The organism is Plantibacter elymi (nom. nud.), assembly GCF_900177795.1.
Taxonomy (GTDB): Bacteria; Actinomycetota; Actinomycetes; order Actinomycetales; family Microbacteriaceae; genus Plantibacter; species Plantibacter elymi.
The window spans coordinates 1-23,240 of sequence record NZ_FXWJ01000005.1; the positions used below are offsets into that span (position 1 = coordinate 1).

The window sequence follows — 23,240 nt, forward strand, 5'->3', positions numbered from 1 at the left end:
GTGGAGTACACGTCGACACCGGTGGAGACCTGCTCGGAGAACTCGCCCTTCAGGTGGTGCGCGAGACCGGTCGCGAACTCCACGACCTCCTGCCCACGGGTGATCTCGCCCAACGCGTCGGACACGACCTTGCCGTGCTCTTCGGTGATGATCTCCGCCAGCTCACCCTTCTTCGCCTCGAGCAGCTCACGGAACTTGAACACGATCTGCTGACGCTTCGCGAGCGGCAGGTCGCGCCAGGCGGGGAATGCCGCGGCGGCGGATGCGACGGCGTGGTCGATCTCCGACTGGTCCGCGAGCGCGACGTTCTTGGTCGCGACACCGAGTGCCGGGTCGTAGACCGGGGCGGTGCGACCCGAGGTGGACGGGGCCTCGGCTCCGTCGATCCAGTGCGGGACGACCGGCAGCGAACCGGCGTCGGTGGTGGGGGTGGTGCTCGTGGCGGTGGTGGTCATGCGGAGGGCTCCTGGGCGTCGTGGGGTGCAGGGGTGCTGGGTGCTGGTCGTGCCGGGACGGGTGCCGGGAGTCCCGACACCGAGTCCCAGAACGAGTCCGGGTCGCCGCTCATGCGCGCAGCTCGTCGAGGGCGGCATCGATGATTGCGATGCCCGAGGCGACCTCGTCGGCGGTCACGACGGCGGGCGGGACGACGTGGATGCGGTTCTCGCTGATGAACGGCAGGAGGCCGGCCTCGAGCAGGTATGACTTGAACCGACCCATCGCCGCCGCATCGAGCGGTGCGCGGGTGTCGCGGTCCTCGACGAGCTCGACCGCCCAGAACACGCCGCTGCCGCGAACCTCGCCGATGAGCTCGTGGCGCTCGGCGAGGGAGCGGAGCGCGGGCCCGATGTGGTCGGCGCCGATCGCCTTGGCGTGTTCGACGACGCCTTCCTCAGCCATCGCGGTGAGCGTCGCGACGACACTCGCGGCGGCGAGCGGGTGGCCGGAGTACGTGAGCCCACCGGGGAACACCTGCTCGTCGAAGACGCGGGCGATGTGCTCGGAGACGATGACGCCACCGAGCGGCACGTAGCCGGAGTTGACGCCCTTCGCGAAGGTGATGAGGTCGGGGCGCACGTCGAACGCGTCGAACGCGAACCACTCACCGGTGCGGGCGAAGCCGGCCATGACCTCGTCGAGGATGAGCATGATGCCGTAGCGGTCGGCGATCGCGCGGACCCCCGCGAGGTAGCCGGGCGGCGGGGTCAGGATGCCGGCGGTGCCCGGAACGGTCTCGAGGAGGATCGCGGCGATCGAGGTGGGGCCTTCCGCCTGGACGGTGCGCTCGAGGTGGCGGAGGGCGCGCTCCGACTCCTCCTCCGGCGTCGTCGCCCAGAACTCGGTGCGGTAGAGATACGGGCCGAACACGTGCACGTGACCGCGCGCGTACTCGTTGGGGATGCGGCGCCAGTCGCCCGTCGCCACGATGGCCGCGCCCGTGTTGCCGTGGTACGAGCGGTAGGTCGAGATGACCTTGTCGCGGCCGGTGGCGATGCGCGCCATGCGGATCGCGTTCTCGTTCGCGTCGGCGCCGCCATTGGTGAAGAAGACCTTCTCGAAGCCCTCGGGCGCACGCTCGAGGATGAGCCGCGCCGCCTCGGCACGGGTCGCGTTCGCCGCAGCGGGCGCGATCGTCGTGAGCTGCGCCGCCTGCTCCTGGATCGCCGCGACCACCTTCGGGTGCTGGTACCCGAGGTTCACGTTGACCAGCTGGCTGGAGAAGTCGAGGTAGTGGCGTCCGTCGTGGTCCCACACGGTGCTGCCGAGCCCACCCGCGATGGGGAGCGGCTTGAGCGTGCTCTGGGCGGACCAGGAGTGCAGCACGCGCTGGGTGTCGGCGTCGCGGACGCCGGCGTTGTCGAGGCCGGAGAGGAAGTCATTGATCACTCCTGCAGCCTGGCAAGCGACGCGACCGATGTACATGGCGGGATCGGTGATAGCTTCGGCACATGTCCACCACTTCAGTGATCGCTGGCGAGGTCGGCCGTGCATCCTCCAACGTGTCCCTGCGCACGCTCATGGCCGAACCGGTCTTCAAGCTCGGCCTCGTCGTCGCAGGAGACGCCGACGTCCTCGACCGCGACATCGCCTGGGTGCACAGCTCCGACCTCGGCGACCCGACGCCCTGGCTGGAGCCCGGTCAGCTACTCCTCACCGACGGCATGCAGTTCACCGGCGAGATGAGCGACGAGCTCGCCGACCGCCGCGCCGACGAGTACGTCCGCCGCCTCTCCGCCCGGGGCGTGCTCGCGCTCGGGTTCGCCACCGGGATCATCCACGCCGACATCCCGCAGCGGCTCGTCGAGGCATGCGAGCGTCACGGGTTCACTCTGCTCGAGGTGGGGGAGCGGACCCCGTTCATCGGCATCATCCGGTTCGTCGCCGACGCAGTCGCAGCCGCGCGCGTGGCGTCGCTCGAGTGGTCGCTCGCCGCCCAGCGTGCGGTCGCGAGGGCGGCGCTCCGACCCGACGGCCTGACGGCGATCCTCGCGGAACTGGGGCAGCAGCTCGGCTGCTGGGTCGCGCTCTACGACGCGCTCGGCAACCGGGTCACCACGAGGACGCGCGAGCCGGTGCCGGAGGGCGTGGAGGCCGCTGTCGCCGAGGTGCTGCGCCGCGGATCCCGAGCCGGCCTGCACCTCGCGGACGGAGCGGAGGGCGCGACGCTGCTGACGCTCGGTCGCCGGGGCGAGCTGCGGGGCATCCTCGCCGTCGGCTCCAGCGTGCCGCTCGACCACGCCGAGCACGACCTCGTCTCCAGCGTCATCGGCCTCGCGAGCATCGCCCTCGAGCAGCACAGCGCCCTCGACCTCGCACGCCGGCAGCTGCGCTCCGGGCTCCTCGAGCTGCTGCTCTCCGGGGACCGCGCCGTCGCCGAGCGCACCGCCCAGCGGCTCTGGGGGCCGCTGCCGCCCGACCCGATCCGCGTCGCCGTGGTCGACATCCCCGTGGGTGAGCTGGGCTTCCTCTCGGAACTCGACGTGCAGGCCGCGGCGCATGGCGGCAAGCTGTTCTTCGCCGAGCAGGACGAACGGATCGTCATCGTGTCGAGCGACGCGGACACCGGACTCTGGGACGCCGTCGTCGGCCGCCACGGGCTGTCGGGTGGGGTGTCGGCGATGACGAGCTGGGAGGGTTTGCGGAACGGGCTGGCCGAGGCGGAGCGGGCGCGCGCGTCGGCCGGGGAGACGCCGCGGCTCGTGCGATACGAGGCGCTCGCCGAGCAGGGGTTGCTCGGGTTGCTGAGCGCCTCGGGCGGGTCGGTGCTGGCGAACCGGCTGCTGGAGCCGTTGGGCGGGCTCGGAGCCGAGGCTCGGGCGGTCCACGTGGAGACGGCCCGGGCGTGGTTGGAGTCGAACTGCGTGACCGATCAGGCTGCTGGCCGACTCGGGATCCACCGGCAGACCCTCCGCGCGCGCATCACCACGCTGGAGTCGCTGCTCGACCTCGACCTCTCGCGCTTCGGCGACCGCGCCGAGCTGTGGAGCGCCCTCCAGCTCACCGACGGCTGACGGATTCGCGCGTCGTGCACCCTCGTTCCCAGAGCCACCCCTTCGGTCCCTGAGCTTGTCGAAGGGCGGTGGTCATCGGGGCGCGACTGCACTTCGACAGGCTCAGTGACCGGATGGGGCTCAGAGAGCGGGGGAGGGCCTCGGTGGGGGCTGTTGATCGACGAGCGTCAGTGCACGAGTTGGCTCACACGTTGCACTGAGACGCCGAAGACGGCCGCGGCGTCGCTCTGGCTGGCTCCCTTGGCGATGAGGCTCAGGACGGCCTCGCGGCGCTTCCGCGCTGCCTCGCGCACCTGCTGGCGTGCCTGCTCTTCAAGGGTGTTGGATTCGCTCCAGAGACCGACCGCCTCGTCCCGGACCGTCACAACGACGTCCCCGTCATAGTCATCGAGATCGAGCCACAGTGCCGCGACGTCGCGGGCCGCTGCAGCGATGTCCTTGAACCGCTTCGCTGAGCCCATGGCGACGATCCGGTGTCCCGCGCCTCGGGGGGAGTCGGTGGTGAGCGCGGGGATCTCGAACGTCCACCACTTGCCGTCGAGGTAGGTCACGACGTCGAGCGTCTTGGTCACGGTTGCTGCGGTCATGCGCGGGCCTCCTGATTGTCTGTCGGGGCGGTCGAGCGGTGCGGTGCTCTACTTCCACCCGCTCGGCGCATCCGGGAACATCTCGATGAGCTGCTTCACGATTCCGGCCGACGCCTCGTGATGTGGAATCGTCAGGTACTCGCGACCGTTCTCGGGATTCCCCCATTTCTCGTGGGAGCCCTTCTGCTGCCGGAGCAGCACCCAGCCTTTCGAGCTGAGGAACTTCACCACATCGCGGTACTTCTGTGGCCTCGGTATGATCGTACTCAAGCCCCCCATTGATTTCAAGATGAAGAGGGGTCTAGAGAGTTGATGCCACCGACGCAACTCGACCGTGCCCCAGACTGACGAGCCTCGCCCTCCTCGAAAGGCTAGCTCGCGACGTCATCGCACCTGATCGGGTGCGCACGCCCTGTGGACAACGGGAGTGATGCACGCCCTGTGGCGGACGTTCGGTTACCGAGCACAGCGCGGACACCGAGCTTGTCGAGGTGCGTACGAGGCACTTCGACAAGCTCAGTGTCCGGAAAGCGTTCCGCGGGTGAGGAGCGCGGTGAGCGGGTGCACCGTGTCCCGGTTTTCGCGCGCACCCCATTCCGGTCCCTGAGCTTGTCGAAGGGCGGTCGACATGGGGCGGGACCGCACTTCGACAGGCTCAGTGACCGGATGGCGGCGTCAGTGACCGGATGGCGGCGTCAGTGGCCGGACGGGGCGTCAGCGACCGGTGGTGCGAGCTCAGCGACCGGGGCCGACGCACCTACGCGATGCGGATGAGCTTCTTGTTGACGAACTCGTCCATCGCGGGCTTGCCCATCTCGCGGCCGGTGCCGGAGCGCTTGACGCCGCCGAAGGGCAGCTCCACCGCGTCGCCGAGGACGAGGTTGATCCACACCATGCCGGCGTCGATCCCGTCCGCGACCCGCAGCGCCTGCTCCTGGTCGGTCGTGTACACGTAGGAGCCGAGACCGAACGGGGTGTCGTTCGCGAGGCGCACGGCCTCCTCCTCGGACGCGACCCGGTACAGCGAGGCCACGGGACCGAAGAACTCCTCGTGGAACGCGTCCATCTCGGGCGTCACGTCGGTGAGCACGGCCGGCGGGAAGAAGTTCCCATCCGGTTCGCCCGATGCCAGGATCGTCGCGCCCTGCGCCTTCGCGCGGCCGAGCTGCTCGCCGAGTCGCTCGGTCGCGGCGGCCGACGACAGTGGGCCGAGCTGCGTGCTCTCCGCCATCGGGTCGGCCGGCGCGTTCGCGGTGAAGACCTCGGTGAACTTCGCGGCGAAGTCGTCGAACAGTTCGTCGATGATGATGAACCGCTTAGCGGCGTTGCAGGACTGACCGTTGTTGTCGATGCGGGCGTTGACGGCGTCCTGGACGGCGGCGTCGAGGTCGTCGGTCGACAGCAGGATGAACGGGTCGGACCCGCCGAGCTCGAGCACGACCTTCTTGAGGTGCTTGCCGGCCAGCTCGGCGACGGCGGAACCGGCGCGCTCCGAACCGGTGACCGAGACGCCCTGCACGCGCGGGTCGGCGATGACCGTCGCGATCTGGTCGTTCGTGGCGAAGATGTTCACGTACACGGAGTCGTGGGCGCCCAGCTCGGCTTCGGCGTCGTCGAAGATCTGCGCGATCGCCAGCGCCGACTCGGGGCACTGCGGGGCGTGCTTGAGGAGGATCGTGTTGCCGTTGACGACGTTCGGCCCGACGAACCGCGCCACCTGGTAGTACGGGAAGTTCCACGGCATGATGCCGAGCAGCACGCCCAGCGACGCACGACGGATGAACGCCGAGCCGGTGCCGTCGGACAGCTCGATCGGTTCGTCGGCGGAGAACGCCTCGCCGTTGTCGGCGTAGTACTGGTAGATCGCGGCGGCGAAGTCGACCTCACCGAGCGCCTGCTCGTAGGTCTTGCCCATCTCGCGGACGGCGATCTCGGCCAGCTGCTCGCGACGCTCCGTGTGCAGGGCGGCGACGCGGGCGATGAGCGCAGCGCGGTCGACGACGGGAGCGCGACGCGACCACTCCTCGTGGGCGGCGGACGCGGCGGTGATCGCCTGCTGCAGCTCCTCGTCCGTGATCGTCGGGTAGTCGCGGAGAGTCTCTCCGGTCGCGGGGTTGACGACGGCGTAGTCGCTCACTGGTGTGCTCCTTTGTCTGAGGTGCTGCTGGTGCGGTGCGGTGTCCGTTGCGGGCCGACGCGAGCTGTGCGGGTTCGACGTGAGCGGGACCACCACCTGCACCGTATCGAACCAGGCTCCGCCTGTCATGGGTTGGACTGCGGCTCCTGCGTCGAAACCCGGCTCAGGAGTCGAAGCCCAGCCCGACGGCGTCCATCGTGCGGAGCCAGAGCCCGCGCTTGCCCTCGTTGCGGTCGGCCCGGGCCATCTCCGACAGCGAGATGCGCGCGCCGATGAACGCGAGCGGGTCGGGCGGGAACGGCGTCGGCTTCTTCTGGACGAAGTCCATCGTCGTGCGCTCGGTCGGCGTGCCGGCGAGGAGGTCCAGCATGACGTTCGCGCCGTACCGCGTCGCCCCGACGCCGAGGCCGGTGAACCCGGCCGCGTGCGCGACCTTGCCGCCGTGCGCGGTCTCGAAGAAGGAGAAGAACCGCCCGCAGGTGTCGATCGCGCCGCCCCACTTATGGGAGAAGCCGAGGTCGGCGAGCTGCGGGTAGGTGTGGGCGAAGTGGGCGGCGAGCTTGAGGAAGGACTCCTCGCGCTGGTCGAACCGCGGCTCGACCCGCCCGCCGTAGTTGTAGACCGCGTCGTAGCCGCCGTACAGGATGCGGGTCGAGCCGTTCGCGTCGGTCGTGAGCCGCGAGTAGTGGAAGCGGTTGTCGAGGTCGGAGATGCCCTGCCGGCCCTTCCAACCCAGGCTCTCGAGCTGCTCGGCGGAGAGCGGGTTCGTCATGAGCGCGTAGTCGTAGACCGGCACCGTGTACTTCCGGGCACTCGGGATGAGGGCCTTGAAGACGTTGGTACCGAGGGCGACGTGCTTCGCGACGACCGAGCCGTGCGTCGTCGTGAGGGTGACCGACGTCGCGTCCGACCGGATCGAGCGGACGTGCGTGTACTCGTGGATCTCCACACCCAGGTCGAGGCAGACGCGTCGCAGCTCCCACGCCAGCTTGGCCGGGTTGACGAGCGCCGCACCGGTGGGCTCGAACAGGCCGGCCTGGAAGATCGGCGAGTGGACCTCCGCTTGCATCGCCTCGCGGTCGAGGAACCGGGCGCCGTGCTCCTCGGCGCTCTCCCGCAACCAGTCGACGTGGTGTGGGGCCGTCGCCGCCTGCAGCAGGCCCGTCTCCTCCCAGTCGCAGTCCATGCCGTACCGGGCGATGGTCTCGCCGATCTCGCGCAGGTTCTCGCGTCCCCGCTCCTCCAGGCGGTCGAACTCGTGCGGCAGGCGGCTCTTGCCGTTCGACGATCCGTGGGTGAGGCTCGGCTCGCAGAACCCGCCGTTGCGACCGGACGCCGCCCACGCGATGCGCCGGCCCTCGAGGAGCACGACCCGGCGGTCCGGGTCGCGCTCCTTCGCGAGCAGGGCGGTCCACAGGCCCGAGTACCCACCACCGACGATCGCCAGGTCCGTCTCGACGTCCGCTTCGAGGCGGGGGAGCGGAGCGGGCCGTGCCGGGTCGTCGAGCCAGTACGGCTCCGGTTCGGCCGACGCCAGCTGCTCCCGCAGGTGTGCGGTGTCGGCGAGCTCTTCGGCCAGTTCGTAGGTGGTTCTCATGGTGGGTCCCCTGTGGTGCGTGGTTCGGTGCGGTCGCGTGGTGCGCGGTCAGTCGGTGCGGGCGGCGTCGGTGCGTTCGGCGTCGGCACGCGGGGTTCCGGTGGATGCCCCGCCGGTCCCGAGCCCCGCGTCGCGCTTGGTGCTCCGCTGCACGAACAGCCAGATCACGACGCCCAGCGCGAGCAGCCCGAGCGCGATGCCGAGCTCGAGGAACCCGCCGTACCCCGTCGTGGAGAACCCGGTCGCGCCGACGATGAGGATGATCGCGAGGATGACCGACAGCACGACCGACAGCGGCACGAAGAAGCGCGGCAGGCGGATCGGGCGGACGGCGTCGGGGCGGTCCTTGCGCAGCAGGAAGAAGCCGGAGACGGCGAAGAAGTGCGTGAGGATGTAGCCGAGGTTGCCGGTCACGATGATCGCGAGCGGGTTCTGCAGCACGACGAGGATCACGACGTTCATGACGAGCATCACGTTGAGCGAGCGGAACGGCACACCGCGACGGTTCAGCACGCCGAGTGACGGGACGGTGACGCGCTCCTTGCCCATGTTGAACAGCACGCGCGAGGCGTCGGCCACCGAGGTGGTCATGATGAGCAGCAGCGAAGCGATGAGGCAGAGGACCATGACGTCCGCGGCGCCACCGACGAGCGAGGCGAAGCTGGCGACGAAGAAGGTCGCCGGGTTGTCGGCGATCGCCGCTTCACCCGCGTAGCCGCCGAGGGTCAGCGGGATGACGAAGAAGACGCCGAGGCAGAAGAGGACGGAGGCCTTGATCGCCTTGGTCGTGTCCTTCACCGAGTCGCGGTACTCCGGGGCGAAGGTCGCGCAGACCTCGATGCCGAAGGTGGTCCACGCCATGATGTACAGCCAGACGATCGCGGTGTGCAGGCCCTCGATGCCTTCGAGCTTCCAGGTGAGGTCGAGCGGTGCCCAGTCGGCGCTGAAGAGCGGGAAGACGATGAACACGAACAGCGGGATGAGCAGGATGCCCGCCGTGATGTAGACGAACGCCATCGTGACGCGGACGCCGATGACGTTGATGAGGTACATCACGCCGATGACGCCGAGCCCGACGAGGATCGGGAAGGTGATGGAGATCGGGCCGAGCTGGATCACCCAGTCCTCGTTCGGGAACCACTGCGCCTGGATGAGTGCACCGGTGACCGCACCGTAGGTGGCGAGGTTGGTGCCCCAGGGGAGCCAGTAGCCGACGCCCGTGATCGGTGCGACCCAGGGTGCACGCGACTTCCACGCTTCGGCCGCGTAGTGCGCGATGCCGCCTGAGGAGTTCGGGAACATGGTGGCGAGCTCGGTGTAGATCCAGTTCACGCCCATGGCGAGGATCATGGAGATCGCCCACAGGACGGCGGCCCCCCAGCCGCCGAGGCCGGTGATGGAGGCGCCGAGGGTGGCGATGAGCGCGGCTGGCATGGTCATCGCCATGGCGAAACCGTCGAACCAGCGCATCCGTTTGGGCAGGTGCGTGGTCTCGTCGGTGCTGGTGACGTGTTCGGTCGACATGGGCTCTTCTCGATTCGTGGGGACGGGACGTCGCTGTCTCGCTGCTGGTGCACTCAATGTGCCGAAGAATTGTTGTGACGACAAGATCGTGGCGGTCTCGTTGTTGTAATCGTAACTTTGACGAAACAATACTGCTTGTTCGAGGAATCGCAAGGTCCTAGGCTGATCCCACATTCTCCCGACGACATCCGCACGACGCTGTTCGGCGTCGTCGGCCCAGCCACGACACCAGGAGGTCCGGAATGACCACGTTGCCGACACCCACTCGCACCCAGCTCTTCATCGCCGGCGAGTTCACCGACGGATCCAGCTCGGAGCGCTCGGAGGTGATCAGCCCCGTCACCGGTGACGTCATCGCGTCGATCCCCGTCGCCGGCGCCGCCGAACTCGACGAGGCGGTGCGACGTGCGCACGAGGCGCAGCGGGAGTGGCGCAAGCTCGGCGTGTTCAAGCGCGCGGAGATCTGTCACCGGGTCGGCGACGCGATCAACGCCCGGGTGGAAGAGCTCGCTCGGCTGCAGACGCTGGAGCAGGGCAAGCCACTCGCCGAGTCGATCGCCGACATCGCCGAGGCCGCGCAGCTCTTCCACCTCCACGCCGAGGACGCCCTCCGCCTCTACGGCGAGACGCTGCCGTCGAGCGACATCGACAAGCGCATGTTCACCTGGCGCGCACCGGTCGGCGTCTGGGGCATCATCACGCCCTGGAACTTCCCGCTCCTCATGTTCAGCGAGTTCGTCGCCCCGGGCCTCGCGACCGGCAACGCCTGCATCGTCAAACCGCCGAGCAACACGCCCCTCGCGGTCCTCGCGGCGATGGACTGCCTCGTCGAGGCTGGCGTCCCGGCTGGGCTCGTCAGCGTCCTCCCCGGCGACGGCGCGTTCGGTTCGGAGCTCGTCTCCCACGACGGCATCGACGCGATCGGCTTCATCGGCTCGTCCGCCACCGGCGCGAAGATCGTCCGCACCGCCGGCCTCAAGCGCTCGCTCATGGAGTGCTCCGGCAACGGCCCGATCGTCGTCCTCGAGGACGCGAACATCGAACGCGCCGCGAAGGCCGCGGTCGACTCCGCCTTCTACAGCGGCGGGCAGGTCTGCTGTGCGACCGAGCGGCTCATCGTGCACCACAACGTCCACGACGCCTTCGTCGATGCGGCCCTCACCTACGCGAAGGCCACCGTGCGACTCGGCAACCCGTTCGACGAGGGGATCAACCTCGGCCCGCTCAACAACGAGGGCGTCGCCGCGAAGATGGACCGCCACCTCGACGAGGCCCGCGCGCTCGGCTTCGACATCCTGCTCGGCGGCGGTCGTGCCGCGGGCCACCCGACGGACCTCTACTACGACTTCACGATCGTCGACGGCGTCTCCGAGGACAGCCTGCTGTCGCGCGAGGAGTCGTTCGGTCCGGTCCTCCCCATCCTCACGGCGCAGGACGACGACGACATCCTCCGCATCGCCAACGCCGACGCGCTCGGCCTGCAGTCCGCGGTGTTCACCGAGAGCCTCTCGAAGGCCTACCGCTTCATGGAGGAGCTCGAGACCGGCCAGGTCATCGTGAACGACTCCAACGGCTGGTGGGACATCAATATGCCCTTCGGTGGCGCGGGCGGCAAGGGCACCGGCTGGGGTCGGATCGGCGGCATGTACACGCTGCACGACATGACCGACCTCCGCACCGGCGCGATCCACGTCCGCTAGTCGGACCGATCCGCCGATCGGTGACCTCCCTCGGTCCGCTCGATCGGCGACGCCTCGGTCGACCGCCCGCGTTCGGGTCGGTCGGTCGGTCGGGGCTCGTGGCTCGGGTGGGGCGGACACCGCACCCGAGCCGCACGGCTTCCCTCGCTACGCTTGCCAGATGACCATCCGCCCGCTGCCGGAGGAGCCACATGAACGACCTTGACGACATCGACCGTCGGCTGATCGCGATCCTGCAGCAGGACGGACGGAAGGCGTTCTCCGAGATCGCCACCGAGACCGGGCTGCCGGCGTCGTCCGTCCGCTATCGGATCCAGCGACTCGAGGACACCGGGATCCTGCAGATCGTCGGCATCGCGAACCCGCTGTCGATCGGCTTCGACCACCTGGCGCTCATCGGCATCCGCTGCGAGCCGGGGAGGGCGCGCGGGGTGTGCCAGGAGCTGTCGAAGCACGCGGAGACGAGCTACGTGGTGCTCACGAGCGGCGGCTTCGACGTGATGGTCGAGGCCGTGTGCCGCGACATGGACCACTACAAGACCTTCCTCCTCGACACCCTGCAGCCGACGCCCGGGGTGCGGTCGACCGAGACGTTCTTCGTGCTCGAAGCCCACAAGCTCGCCTACGGCTGGGGCGTCGGGTAGGTCGTCGGGCTGTGCCGACCCCGCTCGTCTCCGTCCTGCTCAGAGAGGTACCTCATGACCGACCATCTGCTCGCCCCCAACGCGGCGCTCCAGGGCGCCGACGTGGCGCTCGCCGACAACCCGCTGGCGCCCGAGGACGTCGTCTCGGGGTCGCCGCGCAGCGGCATCGTGTCGCTCGCGGCCGTCGGTGACACCGAGGTCGGTGTCTGGGAGCTGGGTGTCGGCGTCGTGCAGGACACCGAGATCGACGAGGTGTTCGTGGTCCTCTCGGGCGAGGCGACGGTCGACTTCACCGACGGCACCCCGTCGCTCGAGCTCCGTGCCGGCTCCATCGGCCGACTCGCCGCCGGCGCTCGCACCACCTGGACGGTCCGCGAGACCCTCCGCAAGGTCTACGTCGCCTGACCCGCCCGGCGCGGTCCTCCGGTCCCCGAGCTCAGCCTTCTCCGGTCCCTGAGCTCAGCCTTCTCCGGTCCCTGAGCTTGTCGAAGGGCTCCGGGCTGGCGTCTGCACGTCGGGTGATGTTCTCCGTGTGCACTTCGACAGGCTCAGTGACCGGTGGAGGGCTCAGTGACCGGGGTGGGTTCTCCGATCGGGTGTCTTCCTTCGGTCCCTGAGCTTGTCGAAGGGCCCCCGTGGTGGCCTCTGTTCGCCGGGTGGCGTTCTCCGTGTGCACTTCGACAGGCTCAGTGACCGGTGGAGGGCTCAGTGACCGGGGTTCGTTCTCCGATCGGGTGGCTTCTTTCGGTCCCTGAGCTTGTCGAAGGGCTCCGGGCTGGCTTCTGTTCGCCGGGTGGTGTTCTCGGTGTGCACTTCGACAGGCTCAGTGACCGGGGCTCCTTCTTCGACCGGGGTCCGTCACCGCGGCCCCAATAGGCTTGTCGCATGAACCTGCGCACCGTCGAGCTCGACCACACGGACCACGCCGCCCTCGACCTCTGGTGGGGTGCAGCGTCCCGCGGCTTCCTCTCGAAGCCCGAGACCGACGTGGCGGTGCGTGCCGAGCGGCGTCAGCTCCTCGTCGGCAGCTCGATCCTCGGGGTCTACGACGACACCGCGGCCGAACCGCTCGTCCCCGTCGGCACGCTCGGCTCCTTCCCGACCGCCCTGTCGATCCCTGGCGGCACCGTCCGTGCCCTGGCCATCACCGAGGTGACCGTCTCCACCTCCCACGAACGTCGCGGGATCGCCCGATCGCTGATGGAGAACCGACTTCACCACGCGAAGGCCACCGGTGCCGCAGTCGTCGCGCTCACCGCGAGTGAGGCGACCATCTACGGCCGCTACGGCTTCGCCCCGGCGACCTGGGAGTTCACGCACGAGGTCGACCCCAAGCGCGTCGCTTGGCGGGGTGCGCCGCCCGCCGGCCGCGTCCACACGCTCGACCCACGCTCGCTCGCCACCGTCGCACCCGGGCTGTTCGAGCGCTCCCGCGGCACCGGCGACATCGACCGCGGGGTCGCCTGGTGGAAGCAGGCCCTCCGTGAGGTGACCATCCGTCACTTCAGCCACGGTGAGGGTGACACGCTCGCCCTCCGCTACGACGACGCCGACGGCGAACCGCAGGGCTACGCGCTCTACCGCGTCGGCGAGGAGTGGGGCACGATCGTCGTCGACGACCTCGTCGCCACCACCCCGGAAGCCCGCTACGCGCTCTGGCGGCATCTCACCGGGATCAGCCTCACCACGAAGGTCACCTTCAACCAGGCGCCGACGGTCGAGGCCGTCCAGTGGCGACTCGTCGACCGTCGCGCCGTCAAGACCACCGCGCGAGCCGACTCCCTCTGGCTCCGCATCGTCGACGTGCCGACCGTGCTCGGTGCGCGCCGGTTCACCGTCCCTGGGGCGTCCGATCCTCGCGAGCACCTGCTCGACGTCGAGGACACCCTCGGGCTCGCAGGCGGTCGGTTCGCGCTCCGCATCGACGAGCACGGTGCCGCGGTCGCGGAACGCCTCGGCGACGTGCCGGAGTCGACCGACGACAACGACGCTGTGCGCCTCACCGTCAACGAGCTGTCGGCCGTCCTCCTCGGCGGCCCGCGCGTGTCGGCGCTCGCCGAAGCAGGGCTCATCACCGGGTCATCGGAGGCGGTCCGAGCGCTCGACCTCGCCTTCGCGACAGAGCAGGCGCCCTTCCTGCGGACGCACTTCTAGGGAGATCCTCGCACCGATTCCTCTGGTCGTTCAGGGCGCGATCGCTCAGGGCGCGGTCGCGCTGAGGAAGATCGCAGCGGCGGGGAGTCCGAGCAGGACGAACCAGCCGGTGATGAACGCGCCGACCAGGCCGGTCGCGAGTATGAAGCCGCCGATGGTGGCGGCTAGGGTGCGGAAGAGCTGGCGTTGCTCGGCCGGGATACTGCGGCGCAGGGTGCGGGGGAGTGCCGCGAGCTGCGGGCGTGGGGTGCGGATGGAGCCGGTGGAGGCAGGGTGCTGCAGGGTCGTCATCGGGGTCGGGTGGTTCCTGGTCGGGTTCGGGCGGGAGGTGCGTCTCGGTGTCCTGACCCGTCGGCGAGGATCTGCATCTCGAGGTGCAGATTTGTTATACACCGCGATGTGACCGCGTGCAACTCAAGCGGCGCCGCGCCTCGCCGATAGAGTGACATCCGTCGAGCAGAGGGGAGTGTCGCATGAAGATCGTCGTCGCAGGAGGCAGCGGGATGGTCGGGCGACACGTCGTCTCGGTAGCCCAGGAGCGCGGACACGGGGTGGTCGCGCTGTCGCGTGGCACCGGGGTCGACCTCGCCACCGGAGCCGGGCTCGCCCAGCAGTTGGAGGCCGCCGACGTCGTCATCGATGTGACGTCGACGGCCACGCAATCCGCCCAGCAGTCGCGCCAGTTCTTCGGGGCGGTCACCCGCAACCTGCTCGAGGCCGAGGGCACTGCCGGCGTGCCCCACCACGTCGCGCTGTCGATCGTCGGAAGCGACAAGGCGCCCTTCGGCTACTACGCGGGCAAGGCGCTGCAGGAGGAGCTCGTCAGCACCGGACGCATCCCGTGGACGATCCTCCGGGCGACGCAGTTCCACGAGTTCGCGCAGCAGATGGTCGAGCGGTTCCGCTTCGGGCCGGTCACGATGGTGCCGACGATGACCTCGCAGCCGGTCGCCGCGCGCGAGGTCGCCGAGCGCCTGGTGGAGCTGGCGGAGGGCGAGCCGCAGGGTCGTCCGGCCGATCTCGCGGGCCCCGAGGAACTGCGGATGACCTCGATGGTCAAGACCTACACGGCGGCCACGGGCATCCATGGCCCGGTCGTGCAGATCCCGCTGCCCGGCGGCTTCGGCAAGGCGATGCGCGACGGCACGACCATCGCCGGGCCAGATGCGCAGCGCGGCGTGCAGACGTTCGCGCAGTGGATCGACGGGATCAGCGCGACTCGCTGAGTCGCAACTGTCTGTCGGGCTCGATGGAGCGCTGCGGCCCGTAACCAGCTAGGAAGCCGGGCTGTACCAGTCGACCTGCGACCGCACTGACAGGGGATACTTCGCGTCGAGCTGCGGGTCGACGACGGCCCGGACGAGACCGTTGAAGAACGCCCCGCCGGCACCCCAGTAGGCGGGGATGATGAGCCAGCCGAGCCAACCGAATGCGCTGAGGGCGCCGCTCAACATGAGTGCGACCGTCCCGAAGGTGACCAAGATGCCGATGCCCCGGAACGCCAGCACGTAGCCACGCGCGGTGTTGTCGCGTCGCTCCTGCTCGTCGCGCTTGCGGATGTCGAGTCCATCCACGGACTCCTCGAACGATTTGGCCTGGACTCGGACGAACAATTCGCCGACGGTGACACCGAGTGCGTCCGCGATGAGCGCGATCGTCTCCAGGCTCGCGTCGTTGCCGGCTTCGAGTCGTTGAATGGTGCGTGCGGTGACACCGCTCTCGGTCGCCAGTCGCTCCTGCGTCCAACCCTTGGCGCGCCGGAGCTCTCCGATTCGTGTCTCGTTCATGTGCAGTCCTTTCCTGGAGGTCGATGAAGTAACCGTAGGAAGCAGTCGACGGACAGCACCACGACATCGACCCGACGATCACCCGACATCGACCCGACAGTTGAATTGCGAGAGGACGTGAGGCTCCTACGGCCGCACTCCATGCGACCTCAACAAAATATAACACATGTTGTATTTCAGATGTTTGGCGGCGATCGGGGCTCAGTGCGGCCTGCTGGCGTCAGCTCCGCTGAGCCGCCCGGATGTCCTGCAGGAGTCGAGGCGTACGCCACTCGCCGATCCGCTTGAACCACACGGACGGTGGGTAGGCGAGCCGGATGACGAAGTAGTTCACGTATTCGATGACGCCGAAGAGCCAGACGAACGGGATGCCGATGGCCGCGAAGGGGTGGGTGGGGAACCAGACGATGATGCCGACGAGTCCGGCGAGCAGCAGTGCCGCGTCGAGCACACGGAAGCCGCGATAGGTGGCGGCCAGTCCAGGAGGCATGGTGCCCTGCTTGACCCACCGCCGGGCGAGCAACCAGTAGACGCCGGCCTGCACGAGGATCACCAGCAGCGGTACGAGGGCCGACCAGAACGCGAGCGCATCGGTCGGCTGTTCGAGCAACGGGAGCGCCGAGACGAACGCGACCCAGATGAACACGACGGCGGCGAACAGCTCGCCGAGTCCGAGGCTCAGGTACCGGCCCCGGAGGGTCGTCCGGCGATCGTCGGTCATGTCACCAGCCTAAACACGGTGTGCCGGGCCGGTCGAGTGGGCTCGACAGGCCTTCAGGCGTTTAGAACGTGACGGTCGGCAGCGTCATGATCTCAGCGCCGTCCTCGGTGATCGCGATGGTGTGCTCGCTGTGGGCCGTGCGGCTGCCGGTCACGCTGCGGAGGGTCCAGCCGTCGGCGTCGGTGACGAGCTTGTCGGTGTCGGCCATGACCCACGGCTCGATCGCGAGGAGGAGGCCCGGGCGCAGCTTGTAGCCGCGGCCGGCGCGACCGTCGTTCGAGACGTGCGGGTCCTGGTGCATCGTCGTGCCGATGCCGTGGCCGCCGAACTCCATGTTGACCGGGTAGCCGGCGCCACGCAGCACGGTGCCGATCGCGAAGGAGATGTCGCCGATCTTCGCACCAGGCTTGGCGGCGGCGATGCCGGCGGCGAGGGCCTCCTGGGTGGTCTCGATGAGCGCGAGGTCCTCGGGAGTCGCCGAGCCGACGACGAAGCTGATGGCCGAGTCGGCGGCGATCCCGTCGAGCAGGACGGCGAGGTCGAGGGTGAGGAGGTCGCCGTCGGCCAGCGTGTAGTCGCGGGGGAGGCCGTGGAGGACGGCGTCGTTGACGGCGGTGCAGATGTAGTGGCCGAAGGGGCCGCGACCGAAGGAGGGGGCGTAGTCGACGTAGCAGGAGACGGCGCCGGCCTCGAGGATCATCGCCTTCGCCCAGCGGTCGATCTCCAAGAGATTCGTGCCTACCGTCACGCGGTGCTTGAGCGTGTGGAGGATGTTCGCGACGAGCTCGCCGGTGCGACGTGCCTTCGCGACCTCGGTGGGGGTGAAGATCTCGATCATGCGGGGCCCTTCCATCGGCGTGCTGCGTTCGTGGTGCGGTGGTGTTCGTGCCGCGAACGGCGCTCGACCAATAACTATACCGGTCAAACTATCCCGTACTACACTGGGCGCATGGTCCGCCTCCCGCTCACCCCCTCCGATGTCGAACGCGGTCAGCGCCTCGGTGCGCTCCTGCGCGAGGCCCGCGGTGAGCGATCGATGCTCGACATCGCCCTCGATGCCGGCCTCTCGCCGGAGACGCTGCGGAAGATCGAGTCCGGCCGGGTCGCGACGCCGGCGTTCTCAACGATCGCCGCCATCGCCGAGGTGCTCGGCCTCTCCCTCGACGAGGTCTGGGCGACGATCAGCCCGACCCGGCGGGACGCTGCCCCGTCCGGCGAACGCCTGCGCGAGCGACTCGTCTCCTAGGTCTCCGGTCGCTCCCGCTCCCTGAGCCTGTCGAAGGGCCCACGCAATCCCGCGGCAGTATCCGCCCGACGTGCCGCGCCGGTCCCTGAGCCTGTCGAAGGGCCCACGCAATCGCGCGGCCGTGTCTGCTCGACGCACCACACCGGTCCCTGAGCTTGTCGAAGGGCGCAGGAACCGGACGTCCGCGCGGCAGCAGGACACTCGCGTCCCATGTGTCCTGTTGCAGGGCGGTTCTCCTGCTGTCAGGAGGACGATCGCTACTGCGTGTCGCTCGTCGTCGGTTGGACCGGGCGGGTGAAGACGTTCTCGCTGATCTTCGTCCAGTCCTCGGCGGGATCGAGCGCGGTGTCGACGACGGCGTCGGAGAGCACCGTGTATTCGTTGACGCTGTCGCTCATGCTGACGCGGTCACCGCTACCGCAGGCTCGGAACGGCTGGGTCTCCGCGAACACGATGATGCAGATCCGAGATTGCCCCTGCTCGGTCGCCGACGCGAGGAAGATCTCCGTGTCGCCTTGGACGGCGACGAGTCGGGTCGATTCGGCGTCGATGGCGAGCGGGTCGTCGCTGCCGGCTCCGGTGGTGCTCGAGGGGAGACGATCCTTGTCGGCCTGGTCGCCTTCGAGGTCGGCGTAGCTCGTCACCCCTCCGGTGCATGCGCTCAGCCCGGCGGCGAGTGTGAGTGCGATGAGTCCTGATGCGATGCGTCGATGCATGTGACGTCCCCCGATGTCGATTCCCGACAGCCTACGACTCCTGCTCCCGGACGCCAGCCGCGACGGCTGACTCGCGGCTGGCGAGGGCGATGGCGACGATCCCGAGGAAGACGGGGCCGACGACACGGACCCACCCGTCGAGGATGACGATGATCGGGATGAAGAGGGACACGTTCGAACCCGCCGCCACGACGATGATCTGCTGGACGACCCACGATGCTGCGGTCACCGCCACGACCCACAGCGGCGCGAGGTTCCAGGGGCGGGCCACGATTCCGGCGCGCGCGATCTGCGTCGTCGCGATGGCCGCGAGCACGAACTGGATGAGCAGGTCGATGTAACCGAAGCTGAGGAAGGTCTCGACGGCGGCCGGGATCGTCGCCAGGCCGCGGACGAACGAGCTGATCGTCATCCAGACGCCGAGCGCGATGAGGGCGCCGGTGCCGAGCGGGCGCTTCGCGGTCACGCTGCTGGAACGGTCCGAGCCGATCGCGAACAGGGCGATCGAGAAGACGGACAAGAACGTCGCGAGGATGCCACCGGTCGGCCCGAGGAACGACCCGATCTGGACGAGTGGGCCGAGGAGGACCGACCCGACCAGGAGCGCTCCGGCGACGATCCACACCTGCTTGGACCCTGACGTGACTGCATTCGTTTCCCCCATGGGCGCCCAGTCTACGGACGGCCCTGTTTCGCCTCGTGGGTCCCCGGTCCGTGAGCCCGTCGAAGGACGCGCACCTGTCCTCGGTCCCTGAGCTGCGCCGCACTGAGCCTGCCGAAGTGTCGAAGGGCGCGCACCCCTTTCTGGTCCCTGAGCCTGTCGAAGGGCGCTCACCCCTTCCTGGTCCCTGAGCCTGTCGAAGGGCCTGCACGCAGGACCCGAGCTGTGTAGCGTGGCACGGATGACCGAGGAGCAAGCCGACCCGCACACCACCGGTTTCGTCGACGTGGACGGCGGAGCGTCGATCTTCGTCGAGGAGTCCGGCACCCCCGACGGCGTTCCCGCGCTCTGGTTGCACGGCGGCCCCGGCGGGTCGCTGGGCTCCGGTTGGTACCGATCGCACTTCGACCTGTCGCGGTACCGCCTCATCGGTATCGACCAGCGCGGGAGCGGCCGCAGCATCCCGAACATCGTGGACGCGCGCGACCAGCTCGACGAGCACACGACCCAGCGTCTGATCGCCGACATCGAGCAGGTGCGTGAGGCGCTGGGTGTGGAGCGCTGGGTCGTGGCGGGGGTCTCGTGGGGCACGACCCTCGCGCTCGCCTACGCGCAGGAGCATCCCGACCGGGTGATCGCGCTCGCCCTCGTCGCAGTGACGACCACGAGTCGCGACGAGGTCGACTGGATCACCGAGGGCGTCGGCCGCGTCTTCCCCGAGGAGTGGGCCCGGTTCGAAGCCGACAGCGACCGGCGGGACGGCGAGTGGGTCGTCGAGGCCTACGCGCGTCGTCTCCGCGAGGGCGACGCGACGGACCGCACACGCGCCGCGACCGCCTGGGACCGCTGGGAGAGCGCGCACGTGTCGCTCGACCACCCGGAACGCGTCGGCCAGTTATTCGCCGACGCGACCGTGCGCGAGGCGTTCGCGACGCTCGTCACCCACTACTGGAGTCACGACGGCTTCCTCACCGGCGACCGGGCGGTGCTGTCACGGATGGACCGGATCGCGCACCTCCCCGGAGCGCTGGTCCACGGCCGACGTGACATCAGCGGACCGGCCGCGACCGCCTGGCGCCTCCATCAGCTGTGGCCGGCGAGCGAACTGACGATCGTCGAGACCGAGGGCCACGGCGGCGCCGAGGAGAGCGCCGTGCTGCGTGCGGCGCTGGACCGCTTCGCGGCGCCGGGTCCCTGAGCCCAGCCCCGCTCGCTGAGCGCATCGCCGTTCCCTGAGCTTGTCGAAGGGTCCTCGGGTCCGGCTGTCCGGCACTAAGGCTTCAGCCGGGTTGGGTGCCCCTCGTGTGCACTTCGACAGGCTCAGTGACCGTAATTCGGTTCTGGGTCCCTGGTTCGGCGGTCGCGCTGCTCGCGCCCACCCTTCCGGTCCCTGAGCTTGTCGAAGGGCACCCCGGACTCACCACCTCCCAGCCGTGACAGCGGCGCATGGCACACTCGACCCATGGAACCCGAGGTCGTGATCCGTGTGGCCACGCCGGCCGACGCCGCCGGGCTCGCCGAGCTGAAGCTGCTGATGTCACCGCCGGCCGCCTCACTCGCCGACTGGGAACGGGCGCTGTTCGCCCATGACCTCGTCTCGTGGATCGCGGTCGACCCCGACTCCCGGGTGTGCATGGTCGCCGAGGTCGACGATCGGGTCGTCGGCATGGCATGGCTCGTCGTGTTCTCCCGCGCACCCAACATCGGCGCACTCCGCCGACTGACGGGCGACGTGCAGAGTGTCTTCGTCCGCCCGGAGTTCCGCGGTCGCGGCATCGCCGGCCGTCTCGTCGACGGACTCCTCGACGCCGCACGAGCTCGCGACATCGGCCGGGTCTCCGTCAGCTCGAACGACGCGGGAGCGCCGCTTTACCGCCGCGCCGGGTTCGAAGAAGCGCCGCTGCTCCTCGAATGGCGGGCCGACCCACCGGGCCACTGAACGACGAATCGCCCCGAATGGTCGCGCCAGGAGATCCTGGACGACCACTCGAGGCGATTCGCGATGCGCCGTGACTTACATGTCGCGGTAGCGCTTGGCCTCGGCGATGAGTTCACGCAGCTTGTCGGCGTCGACGTCGGGGCCGTAGCCGGGGGTGTCGCGCTGGATGCGCCATCCCTCGGAGAGCGCGCCGATGTCGAGCGGCTCGAACCCGAAGGAGTCGATGAGTGCGGCGACCGTGGCCTTCGCGTCGGCGTCGTCACCGGCGATGACGAGGGCCCGGCGGTTCGGGGTGCCGGACGGCTTGCCCTTGGTGGTGAGGTCGGCCGCGTAGATGTGGTTGAACGCCTTCACGACCTTCGACTCCGGGAGGTGCGCCTGCAGCATCTCGGCCGTGGTGGTGGTCTCCTCGTCGAGCTCGGCGATGTGGCCGTCGCGCTCGGGGTAGTAGTTGTTCGTGTCGATGACGACCTTGCCCGCGAGCGGCGCGACGGGGACGGTGTCGATCGCGTGCAGCGGGATGGTGACGATCACGATGTCGCCACGCTCGGCCGCGTCGAGGGCGGTGCCGGCCGTGGCGTGCTCGCCGAGCTCCGAGACGAGGTCGGTGAGCGTCTCCGGTCCGCGCGAGTTGGACACGATGACGTCGTGACCCTGCGCCACCGTGAGGCGAGCGAGCTGAGAGCCGATGTTTCCTGAACCGATGATTCCGATGGTTGTCATGTTCAGGGGAACGGCGGGTGTGGGGTTGGGCATTCCTGCTCCCGGTGATTCTCAGCGGACGTTCAACCGCGATTCCCGAGCTGCGTCCCAGTGCCGTGCCGTGCGTCTGGTCAGTCCGGAGCCGCGACGCCGAGGAGCGCGCCGATCGCCACGTCGAGTCGGGCGCGGACCTCGTCCTCCGGCTCGGGGGCGTAGGTGAGCTGGGAGGCGACGCCGCCCGCGAGCGCCCAGACGGCCCAGGCGGCGGTGTCGGGATCGACCCACGCGGGGATCTCGCCCTCAGCACGCCCGCGTGCCACGAGCGAGGCGATGAGGCCGCGGAGTCGGGTGTCGCTCTCGGTGATGGCGGCGGCGATGTCCGGGTCGATCAACGCGACCTGCGCGAACACCTCGCCCTGGCGGTGTGCGGCTCGGCGCGGTCTGTCGAGTGGGAGGACGCCGATGAACAGGTCGACGAGCCACCCGCGCAGGTTCGGGCGGCCCGGTTCGCCGGGTGGCAGGGGTGCCGAGGTGTCGCGGAGTCGGGTGAACGCCGCCGTCACCATCCGCTGCTTGCTCGGGAAGGCCTTCTGCACGGAACCGAGCGAGCAGTCGTCCTCACTCGCGACGGCGCGGAACGACAGTGCGCCCAGGCCGGACCGCGCGACGATCCGCAGCGCCGCATCGGCGAGTTGGGTTTGGCGCTCGGTCAGGTCCACGTTCTCAGGGTAGGGCTGGGGCGTCGGTCGTCGCTGCGCCGTCCGACCGCGAGGACGTTCGTCGCCCGAGGAGCACCGCGTAGCCGAGCATGACGACGCAGGCCGCGCCGAGTCCGATGAGTGACCGGCTGTCGGTCGCGTCACCGCCGATGAAGCTGACGAAGTTCCAAGCGGCGTGCCAGGCGATCGCGGGCCAGAGGCTGCCGGTGAGCACGAGGAGTTGGGCGGCGACGAGGCCGAACAGGGCTGCGAACGCCACCTGCATGATGGAGGATCCGACGTCCGCACCGCCCGCGAGGTTCGCCAGGTGCAGGACACCGAAGAAGACGGAACTGCCCACGATCGCCGTGCGGGTGCTGCGTGCGCGGAGGATCGCGAACACGATGCCGCGGAACCAGGTCTCCTCGTTCAGCGCGACGGCGACGACGAGGACCCCGCATGCCGCGACGGTCGGTGCGTCGACCCGGACGCCCTGGGTGCCGAGGATGATCAGGACGGTGGCTGCCGCCGGGGCGAACCAGAGTGCGGCGCGCGCTCGCCGCGGACGCCGGAAGCCGTAGTCGCGGACTCGAGGCGGCGACAGGCGCATGACGACCAGGCCGAGGATCGCGGAGACGGCGGCCCCGGCGGCGAGCGTGAGGGCTGCTCCGGCCTCGCTCGCCCCGGAGAGTTGCGCTGCTGCTGACGCGCCGGCCGTGAACACCACGGGGACGAGGGCGAAGGCGATGGCGGCGAGCCATGCTGTGCGCACGCGCCAGCTCGCGGTGGGGTGGTCGCCAGGCGGTCCTTGCTCGGGGGAGGGGGCCGGTGCCGAGGCTGAGTCGGGGAGGGAGTGCATGCCCAGAGAATACACATGTATTCCGAGCGGCGTGACTACCGGATGCGGTCGCGTAC

Annotated in this window: 25 protein-coding genes; 9 read left to right on the forward strand and 16 right to left on the reverse strand. The window is 69.3% G+C overall.

What is annotated here, in order from left to right; genetic code table 11:
• A partial coding sequence (locus CCK91_RS15200; RefSeq protein WP_119863567.1) for an aldehyde dehydrogenase family protein occupies positions 1-455 on the reverse strand: 455 nt, incomplete at its 3' end.
• Between the two features lie 109 nt (positions 456-564).
• On the reverse strand, positions 565-1,887 hold the full coding sequence (locus tag CCK91_RS15205) for an aspartate aminotransferase family protein (protein WP_369821907.1): 1,323 nt from the start codon (positions 1,885-1,887) through the stop codon (positions 565-567).
• 62 nt (positions 1,888-1,949) lie between these two features.
• On the opposite strand from CCK91_RS15205, the gene CCK91_RS15210 reads away from it, so the two are divergent.
• Complete coding sequence (locus tag CCK91_RS15210) at positions 1,950-3,512, forward strand: PucR family transcriptional regulator (RefSeq protein WP_086474735.1); 1,563 nt, start codon at positions 1,950-1,952, stop codon at positions 3,510-3,512.
• Positions 3,513-3,679: 167 nt separating this feature from the next.
• Here the strand turns inward: CCK91_RS15210 and CCK91_RS15215 are convergent, their stop codons facing one another.
• The 5 genes from CCK91_RS15215 to CCK91_RS15235 form a co-directional block, all read right to left on the reverse strand.
• Positions 3,680-4,099 (reverse strand): helix-turn-helix domain-containing protein, encoded by a 420-nt coding sequence (locus CCK91_RS15215; RefSeq protein ID WP_086474736.1) that lies wholly within the window; start codon positions 4,097-4,099, stop codon positions 3,680-3,682.
• A 48-nt stretch (positions 4,100-4,147) separates the two neighbouring features.
• The gene (locus CCK91_RS15220; protein WP_242664571.1) at positions 4,148-4,369 is read right to left on the reverse strand and encodes a type II toxin-antitoxin system HicA family toxin; all 222 of its coding nucleotides are present in this window, start codon (positions 4,367-4,369) and stop codon (positions 4,148-4,150) included.
• A 487-nt stretch (positions 4,370-4,856) separates the two neighbouring features.
• On the reverse strand, positions 4,857-6,236 hold the full coding sequence (locus CCK91_RS15225; protein ID WP_086474738.1) for an NAD-dependent succinate-semialdehyde dehydrogenase: 1,380 nt from the start codon (positions 6,234-6,236) through the stop codon (positions 4,857-4,859).
• Between the two features lie 163 nt (positions 6,237-6,399).
• Positions 6,400-7,833 carry an NAD(P)/FAD-dependent oxidoreductase gene (locus tag CCK91_RS15230; protein ID WP_086474739.1) on the reverse strand — a complete coding sequence of 478 codons (1,434 nt, stop codon included), beginning with the start codon at positions 7,831-7,833 and terminating at the stop codon, positions 6,400-6,402.
• Between the two features lie 48 nt (positions 7,834-7,881).
• The gene (locus CCK91_RS15235) at positions 7,882-9,357 is read right to left on the reverse strand and encodes an APC family permease (protein WP_086474740.1); all 1,476 of its coding nucleotides are present in this window, start codon (positions 9,355-9,357) and stop codon (positions 7,882-7,884) included.
• A gap of 242 nt (positions 9,358-9,599) precedes the next feature.
• Between CCK91_RS15235 and CCK91_RS15240 the strand changes: the two genes are divergently transcribed.
• The 4 genes from CCK91_RS15240 (at position 9,600) to CCK91_RS15255 (ending at position 13,855) form a co-directional block, all read left to right on the forward strand.
• Positions 9,600-11,057 carry an aldehyde dehydrogenase family protein gene (locus CCK91_RS15240; protein ID WP_086474741.1) on the forward strand — a complete coding sequence of 486 codons (1,458 nt, stop codon included), beginning with the start codon at positions 9,600-9,602 and terminating at the stop codon, positions 11,055-11,057.
• 191 nt (positions 11,058-11,248) lie between these two features.
• The gene (locus CCK91_RS15245) at positions 11,249-11,701 is read left to right on the forward strand and encodes an Lrp/AsnC family transcriptional regulator (protein WP_086474742.1); all 453 of its coding nucleotides are present in this window, start codon (positions 11,249-11,251) and stop codon (positions 11,699-11,701) included.
• Positions 11,702-11,755: 54 nt separating this feature from the next.
• Positions 11,756-12,106 carry a cupin domain-containing protein gene (locus CCK91_RS15250; RefSeq protein ID WP_086474743.1) on the forward strand — a complete coding sequence of 117 codons (351 nt, stop codon included), beginning with the start codon at positions 11,756-11,758 and terminating at the stop codon, positions 12,104-12,106.
• A 480-nt stretch (positions 12,107-12,586) separates the two neighbouring features.
• Complete coding sequence (locus tag CCK91_RS15255; protein WP_086474744.1) at positions 12,587-13,855, forward strand: GNAT family N-acetyltransferase; 1,269 nt, start codon at positions 12,587-12,589, stop codon at positions 13,853-13,855.
• Between the two features lie 45 nt (positions 13,856-13,900).
• Here CCK91_RS15255 and CCK91_RS15260 read toward each other — a convergent pair whose 3' ends face one another.
• Positions 13,901-14,146, reverse strand: coding sequence for a hypothetical protein (locus CCK91_RS15260; RefSeq protein ID WP_086474745.1), 246 nt, complete (start codon positions 14,144-14,146; stop codon positions 13,901-13,903).
• A gap of 182 nt (positions 14,147-14,328) precedes the next feature.
• On the opposite strand from CCK91_RS15260, the gene CCK91_RS15265 reads away from it, so the two are divergent.
• Complete coding sequence (locus tag CCK91_RS15265; RefSeq protein ID WP_086474746.1) at positions 14,329-15,081, forward strand: SDR family oxidoreductase; 753 nt, start codon at positions 14,329-14,331, stop codon at positions 15,079-15,081.
• A 48-nt stretch (positions 15,082-15,129) separates the two neighbouring features.
• Here the strand turns inward: CCK91_RS15265 and CCK91_RS15270 are convergent, their stop codons facing one another.
• From CCK91_RS15270 to map, 3 genes are all read right to left on the reverse strand, one after another.
• On the reverse strand, positions 15,130-15,642 hold the full coding sequence (locus tag CCK91_RS15270; RefSeq protein ID WP_086474747.1) for a helix-turn-helix domain-containing protein: 513 nt from the start codon (positions 15,640-15,642) through the stop codon (positions 15,130-15,132).
• A 220-nt stretch (positions 15,643-15,862) separates the two neighbouring features.
• Positions 15,863-16,363 carry a hypothetical protein gene (locus CCK91_RS15275; RefSeq protein WP_086474748.1) on the reverse strand — a complete coding sequence of 167 codons (501 nt, stop codon included), beginning with the start codon at positions 16,361-16,363 and terminating at the stop codon, positions 15,863-15,865.
• A gap of 61 nt (positions 16,364-16,424) precedes the next feature.
• Positions 16,425-17,201 (reverse strand): type I methionyl aminopeptidase, encoded by a 777-nt coding sequence (map, locus tag CCK91_RS15280; protein ID WP_086474749.1) that lies wholly within the window; start codon positions 17,199-17,201, stop codon positions 16,425-16,427.
• 111 nt (positions 17,202-17,312) lie between these two features.
• Between map and CCK91_RS15285 the strand changes: the two genes are divergently transcribed.
• Positions 17,313-17,609 (forward strand): helix-turn-helix domain-containing protein, encoded by a 297-nt coding sequence (locus CCK91_RS15285; protein ID WP_086474750.1) that lies wholly within the window; start codon positions 17,313-17,315, stop codon positions 17,607-17,609.
• A 257-nt stretch (positions 17,610-17,866) separates the two neighbouring features.
• On the opposite strand, the gene CCK91_RS15290 is transcribed toward CCK91_RS15285, so the two are convergent.
• Together CCK91_RS15290 and CCK91_RS15295 are read right to left on the reverse strand one after the other, a co-directional pair.
• A complete protein-coding gene (locus tag CCK91_RS15290) occupies positions 17,867-18,325 on the reverse strand; it encodes a hypothetical protein (protein WP_086474751.1) in 459 nt (152 codons plus the stop codon).
• A 31-nt stretch (positions 18,326-18,356) separates the two neighbouring features.
• Positions 18,357-18,989: a hypothetical protein gene (locus CCK91_RS15295; RefSeq protein WP_133060010.1), complete on the reverse strand. Its 633-nt coding sequence runs from the start codon at positions 18,987-18,989 to the stop codon at positions 18,357-18,359.
• Between the two features lie 238 nt (positions 18,990-19,227).
• Here CCK91_RS15295 and CCK91_RS15300 point away from each other — a divergent pair, with 238 nt between their 5' ends.
• Positions 19,228-20,184: an alpha/beta fold hydrolase gene (locus tag CCK91_RS15300; RefSeq protein WP_086474753.1), complete on the forward strand. Its 957-nt coding sequence runs from the start codon at positions 19,228-19,230 to the stop codon at positions 20,182-20,184.
• Positions 20,185-20,448: 264 nt separating this feature from the next.
• Complete coding sequence (locus CCK91_RS15305) at positions 20,449-20,925, forward strand: GNAT family N-acetyltransferase (protein WP_086474754.1); 477 nt, start codon at positions 20,449-20,451, stop codon at positions 20,923-20,925.
• 75 nt (positions 20,926-21,000) lie between these two features.
• On the opposite strand, the gene CCK91_RS15310 is transcribed toward CCK91_RS15305, so the two are convergent.
• The 3 genes from CCK91_RS15310 to CCK91_RS15320 form a co-directional block, all read right to left on the reverse strand.
• Positions 21,001-21,681 (reverse strand): NADPH-dependent F420 reductase, encoded by a 681-nt coding sequence (locus tag CCK91_RS15310; protein WP_369821908.1) that lies wholly within the window; start codon positions 21,679-21,681, stop codon positions 21,001-21,003.
• 77 nt (positions 21,682-21,758) lie between these two features.
• A complete protein-coding gene (locus CCK91_RS15315; RefSeq protein WP_086474756.1) occupies positions 21,759-22,346 on the reverse strand; it encodes a TetR/AcrR family transcriptional regulator in 588 nt (195 codons plus the stop codon).
• A gap of 4 nt (positions 22,347-22,350) precedes the next feature.
• Entirely contained in the window at positions 22,351-23,184 is an 834-nt protein-coding gene (locus tag CCK91_RS15320) for a CPBP family intramembrane glutamic endopeptidase (protein ID WP_086474757.1), read from the reverse strand.
• Positions 23,185-23,240: the final 56 nt, after the last annotated feature.

Bases quoted from the DNA above. Each gene is read 5' to 3' on its own strand.
- CCK91_RS15210 (WP_086474735.1), top strand. From the start codon at position 1,950: ATGTCCACCACTTCAGTGATCGCTGGCGAGGTCGGCCGTGCATCCTCC.
- CCK91_RS15215 (WP_086474736.1), bottom strand. From the start codon at position 4,099: ATGACCGCAGCAACCGTGACCAAGACGCTCGACGTCGTGACCTACCTC.
- CCK91_RS15230 (WP_086474739.1), bottom strand. From the start codon at position 7,833: ATGAGAACCACCTACGAACTGGCCGAAGAGCTCGCCGACACCGCACAC.
- CCK91_RS15235 (WP_086474740.1), bottom strand. From the start codon at position 9,357: ATGTCGACCGAACACGTCACCAGCACCGACGAGACCACGCACCTGCCC.
- CCK91_RS15240 (WP_086474741.1), top strand. From the start codon at position 9,600: ATGACCACGTTGCCGACACCCACTCGCACCCAGCTCTTCATCGCCGGC.
- CCK91_RS15245 (WP_086474742.1), top strand. From the start codon at position 11,249: ATGAACGACCTTGACGACATCGACCGTCGGCTGATCGCGATCCTGCAG.
- CCK91_RS15250 (WP_086474743.1), top strand. From the start codon at position 11,756: ATGACCGACCATCTGCTCGCCCCCAACGCGGCGCTCCAGGGCGCCGAC.
- CCK91_RS15255 (WP_086474744.1), top strand. From the start codon at position 12,587: ATGAACCTGCGCACCGTCGAGCTCGACCACACGGACCACGCCGCCCTC.
- CCK91_RS15260 (WP_086474745.1), bottom strand. From the start codon at position 14,146: ATGACGACCCTGCAGCACCCTGCCTCCACCGGCTCCATCCGCACCCCA.
- CCK91_RS15265 (WP_086474746.1), top strand. From the start codon at position 14,329: ATGAAGATCGTCGTCGCAGGAGGCAGCGGGATGGTCGGGCGACACGTC.
- CCK91_RS15270 (WP_086474747.1), bottom strand. From the start codon at position 15,642: ATGAACGAGACACGAATCGGAGAGCTCCGGCGCGCCAAGGGTTGGACG.
- CCK91_RS15275 (WP_086474748.1), bottom strand. From the start codon at position 16,363: ATGACCGACGATCGCCGGACGACCCTCCGGGGCCGGTACCTGAGCCTC.
- map (WP_086474749.1), bottom strand. From the start codon at position 17,201: ATGATCGAGATCTTCACCCCCACCGAGGTCGCGAAGGCACGTCGCACC.
- CCK91_RS15285 (WP_086474750.1), top strand. From the start codon at position 17,313: ATGGTCCGCCTCCCGCTCACCCCCTCCGATGTCGAACGCGGTCAGCGC.
- CCK91_RS15290 (WP_086474751.1), bottom strand. From the start codon at position 18,325: ATGCATCGACGCATCGCATCAGGACTCATCGCACTCACACTCGCCGCC.
- CCK91_RS15295 (WP_133060010.1), bottom strand. From the start codon at position 18,989: ATGGGGGAAACGAATGCAGTCACGTCAGGGTCCAAGCAGGTGTGGATC.
- CCK91_RS15300 (WP_086474753.1), top strand. From the start codon at position 19,228: ATGACCGAGGAGCAAGCCGACCCGCACACCACCGGTTTCGTCGACGTG.
- CCK91_RS15305 (WP_086474754.1), top strand. From the start codon at position 20,449: ATGGAACCCGAGGTCGTGATCCGTGTGGCCACGCCGGCCGACGCCGCC.
- CCK91_RS15310 (WP_369821908.1), bottom strand. From the start codon at position 21,681: ATGCCCAACCCCACACCCGCCGTTCCCCTGAACATGACAACCATCGGA.
- CCK91_RS15320 (WP_086474757.1), bottom strand. From the start codon at position 23,184: ATGCACTCCCTCCCCGACTCAGCCTCGGCACCGGCCCCCTCCCCCGAG.